This window comes from Flexibacter flexilis DSM 6793 (assembly GCF_900112255.1).
Classification (GTDB): Bacteria; Bacteroidota; Bacteroidia; order Cytophagales; family Flexibacteraceae; genus Flexibacter; species Flexibacter flexilis.
In genome coordinates, this window is the sequence record NZ_FOLE01000026.1 from 1 (window position 1) to 4,629 (window position 4,629).

Genomic DNA, 4,629 nt, shown 5'->3' on the forward strand with positions numbered 1-4,629 from the left:
TACCACAAGCTCCACTTGGTGCAAGAATAGATGTTATACCTACATTGTTAGGAACAAGAGCTTCTATTTGAATATCATCTACTAATATGTAATAACCTGAAGCTATAGATGTACCTTCAGTACCAAATAAACCAATACGAATTTCTTGGCCAGCAAATGCCGTAAGCGAAGCTATAAACTCTGATTTTTCTAAAACAGTAGGTGCATTAGCTGCTGTTACGCTATAAATGGTTTGCCATGTAGCACCACAGTCCGTTGTAACTCTTACGTTCAAAGAGTCGTCTGTGTCCATTGTAGCCACTGCACTTGTATTAGAAGTTGACTGACGCAATGCAACTTTGAAGGATAATCCATCTGTAGCCGAAGGAATATACAATGGACTAATCAACCATTCTTTTTTAGAAGCACTAAATGAACTCATGTATAATGAAGCAACCGCATCATTAGGATAAGAAGAGGTATTGCTAGTCCAAGAAGAGATTGTACCTGTAGGTGCAGTTTGGCCACGCCCCTCACTCCAACCTGCAAATACAGTACCTAAATTATCTCCTGTAAAGCCAGTAAAATTGACAGGGATCAATGACACAGGAGCTTCTTTTATTACAGTTGCAGACATGCTATCATTATCCGTAATATTATCACCAAGTAATGAAGTCCATGCAGCAAGTGCATAAGTTCCTACCGTAGAAAGATCAGCAGTTGTATTAAAGGTATAATTTACGCTAGCACCAGAAGCCAATGTACCTGTAAATGTTTCAGTAATCGCTGCGCCACCGTTTACGTTGTAGCTCACAGGGAAATTAGTTTGTGAAGCGGTACCATTATTGTGTAGTGTTACAGTTACAGGAGTCGCAGCAGAAAGACCACATTTACCAACAGGATGTTTAATAGCACTTACTCCAACATTGGCATCGACTAGCTCAGTTAACTGAATATCATCAAGGATCAACCAATAATCACTTGTACTGGAAGATACCCCTTCAGTCGCAAAGAAACCCACACGAATCTCTTGACCCGCGTATGAAGCAATAGGCATAGAAAACTCTGTTTTTTCAAGAGCAGTTGGCGCATTGGCTGCGGTAATGCTATACACCGTTTGCCAAGTCGCACCACAATCCGAAGATACTCTCACGTTCAAAGAGTCATCAGAGTCCATTGAGGAAACTTGACCCGTTGCGCTATATTTGCGCAATGCCATTTTAAATGATACACCGCTTGAACTTGTTGGAGCAAATAAAGGACTGACAATCCATTCTTTTTTGCCAGTACTATAAAGATTTATTCTTGCCACATCATCACCAAAAATTGTATTGTCATTCGTCCAAGAAGAGGTTGTTCCTGCTGGCTTAGCTTGGCCGTTGCCTTCACTCCAACCTGTAAATACGGTGCTTAAATTATCCCCAGTATATCCTGTAAAAGAAACTGACGTGAAGTTTGCTGCTCCCACTTTAACTACAGTGCTTGATGAACCATCATTGCTAGGATCCACATCTCCTGCCAATAATGTTTTGGCGGCTATAGTATAACTTCCTACTGTTGACAGATTAGCTGTTGTCGGGAATGTAAACTCTGTTGTCGCTCCTGCCGCTAAGCTACCTGTATAAGTTGCGGTTACGGCTGTACCTCCATTTACCGTATATTGAACAGGAATATTGGTTTGAGCTGTTGTTCCGAAATTACGTATTTTAACTGTTACTGGCGTAGAGGCAGAAAGACCACAACTTCCATTAGGTGATACAATTTGAGTAATACCTGTGTTATTAGGAGCAAGAGTAATCAATTCGATATCATCAAGGATTAACCAATAATCATTTGTACCTGAAGATACACCTTCAGTCGCAAAGAAACCCACACGAATCTCTTGACCCGCATACGCTGATAGAGGCATAGAAAACTCTGTTTTTTCCAAAGCAGTTGGCGCATTGGCTGCGGTAATGCTATACACCGTTTGCCAAGTCGCACCACAATCCGAAGATACTCTCACGTTCAAAGAGTCATCCGAGTCCATTGAGGAAACCTGACCCGTTGCACTATATTGACGCAATGCCACTTTATAGTTGACAGCAGAAGCACTATTAGGAGCAAACAAAGGACTGACAATCCATTCTTTTTTGCCAGTACTATAAAGATTTATTCTTGCCACATCATCACCAAAAATTGTATTGTCATTCGTCCAAGAAGAGGTTGTTCCTGCTGGCTTGGCTTGGCCGTTGCCTTCACTCCAACCTGTAAATACGGTGCTTAAATTACCCCCAGTATATCCTGTAAAAGAAACTGATGTGAAGTTTGCTGCTCCCACTTTAACTACAGTGCTTGATGAACCATCATTGCTAGGATCCACATCTCCTGCCAATAATGTTTTGGCGGCTATAGTATAACTTCCTACTGTTGACAGATTAGCTGTTGTCGGGAATGTAAACTCTGTTGTCGCTCCTGCCGCTAAGCTACCTGTATAAGTTGCGGTTACGGCTGTACCTCCATTTACCGTATATTGAACAGGAATATTGGTTTGAGCTGTTGTTCCGAAATTACGTATTTTAACTGTTACTGGCGTAGAGGCAGAAAGACCACAACTTCCATTAGGTGATACAATTTGAGTAATACCTGTGTTATTAGGAGCAAGAGTAATCAATTCGATATCATCAAGGATTAACCAATAATCATTTGTACCTGAAGATACACCTTCAGTCGCAAAGAAACCCACACGAATCTCTTGACCCGCATACGCTGATAGAGGTAAAGAAAACTCTGTTTTTTCCAAAGCAGTTGGCGCATTGGCTGCGGTAATGCTATACACCGTTTGCCAAGTCGCACCACAATCCGAAGATACTCTCACGTTCAAAGAGTCATCCGAGTCCATCAAGGAAACTTGACCCGTTGCACTATATTGACGCAATGCCACTTTATAATTGATAGCAGAAGAATTACCTGCAACAAATGATGGGCTATAAATCCATTCTTTTTTGTTAGTGCTATAAAGATTTATTCTTGCTACATCATCACCAAAAATTGCATTGTCATTCGTCCAAGAAGAGGTTGTTCCTGCTGGCTTGGCTTGGCCGTTGCCTTCACTCCAACCTGTAAATACGGTGCTTAAATTACCTCCAGTATATCCTGTAAAAGTAACAGGAGTAATCGTGGCTGGAGCTGTTTTTGTTACACTATAATTTTGTAAAATATCATCTGCTGCAGACTCGTCACCTGGCATGGCAGTCCAAAACTTAAATGTATAAGTTCCTAGAGTGCCCAAGTTAGCATTCGTAGGGAATGTATAGTTCGCAGTAGCACCAGAAGCTAGTGTACCTGTAAACGAACCTGCTACCGCAGCACCACCATTTATACTATAAAAAACTGGGATAGTTACGTTATTTAATGCACCAGTACCGTTGTTACGAATTTTTATAGTAATAGGCATACTCGCTGTTAAGTTACATGAACTCGCTGGCGAAACTACACTACTAACCCCTACTGTAGTAGCGGCAAGCGGTGTCATATCCAAACGAATATTAGGGCGACTACCTGAGACGGTACCTGTTCCTGCTGGGGCTGAGTTGTCAGTATTCCACGACTGAAACAATGTTCCTGTTGTTGTCGAATGTCTAAATCGCTTAGCAAGAGTACCCTCATTACCAGCACCTCCTGCATTATTTTTTACCAACACTTCCAAATTGCTACCTGTATTGTAAGCAAATGGTGTTGTCAGCGTAACTGTAACCCAAGAATCTGCCACAAAGCTTGCTACTGGAATTGTTCCGCTCCAAACAAGCGTAGCTCCCGCTTCCACGTCTGCTACTGTAGAGGCACTAATGCTTGTGTTTGAAGATAATTTTAAATAAACCTCGGCTGGAGAGTCACTCGGTGAAGATACAGAGTTTACATAAAAACTGATAGCAGTAATATTACCACTAGTGCCAATTTCAGAACTTGTGTAAAGCATGTGCGACCGCTCATATCCATAGTAACCTCCAAAAGGTTGTCTGTAGCTCGAACCATTGACGTTGTCCGTAGGCACCGTTACCTGCTGAGCAATGCTGAACTGCACTAACAGCAATACCCAAAAAAAGGTAAATAATTTTTTCATTTGTTAGTTAAGTTAAAGATAAAACAAAATATTTTAGGCTATTAAGTTACTCTATGCAAATTGTCTTTCCAAGTTTAATTATCTTTTTGATATATAATTTTAATTTTTATAATTTCAACAGAATTTTATTTTGTTTTTATCAAATATTCTTTTCTTGTAAGTAGGTAATAATGAGTGCTATTAGACATATAGTATAAACAAAAAAAGCCCGACTGTTTTGAGCAGTCGGGCTTTTTCAGCAATTTATAAGTTATAACTTATTGTTGAATAGATACTTTTCCTACGAAACGTTGGCCTTCTACTTCTAAGTTTAACAAATACATTCCAGTAGGCAAACCTTCCGTTTCTACCTCTACGACTTGTCCTCCATTTAAACCATGGTAAGATCCTTCATACACTTTTTGGCCTGTAGTGCTATACAAACGAACGATTGCTTCTTTGCCTTCTACATTCGCCAAATCTATTTTGAATGAACCTTTGTTAGGGTTAGGATAAATCGCCACAGATTTAGCTTTTACTTCTTTCACTCCAACAGGAGTAATCGCAAA

General features: G+C 40.3%; 2 protein-coding genes. Both read right to left on the bottom strand.

Going from position 1 to position 4,629, the window contains the following annotated elements:
* The coding region (locus BM090_RS17940) for a CARDB domain-containing protein (protein ID WP_091517032.1) at positions 1-4,081 on the bottom strand (4,081 nt) is incomplete at its 3' end.
* A gap of 257 nt (positions 4,082-4,338) precedes the next feature.
* On the bottom strand, positions 4,339-4,629 hold a 291-nt coding region (locus tag BM090_RS17945), incomplete at its 5' end, for a T9SS type A sorting domain-containing protein (RefSeq protein WP_143084048.1).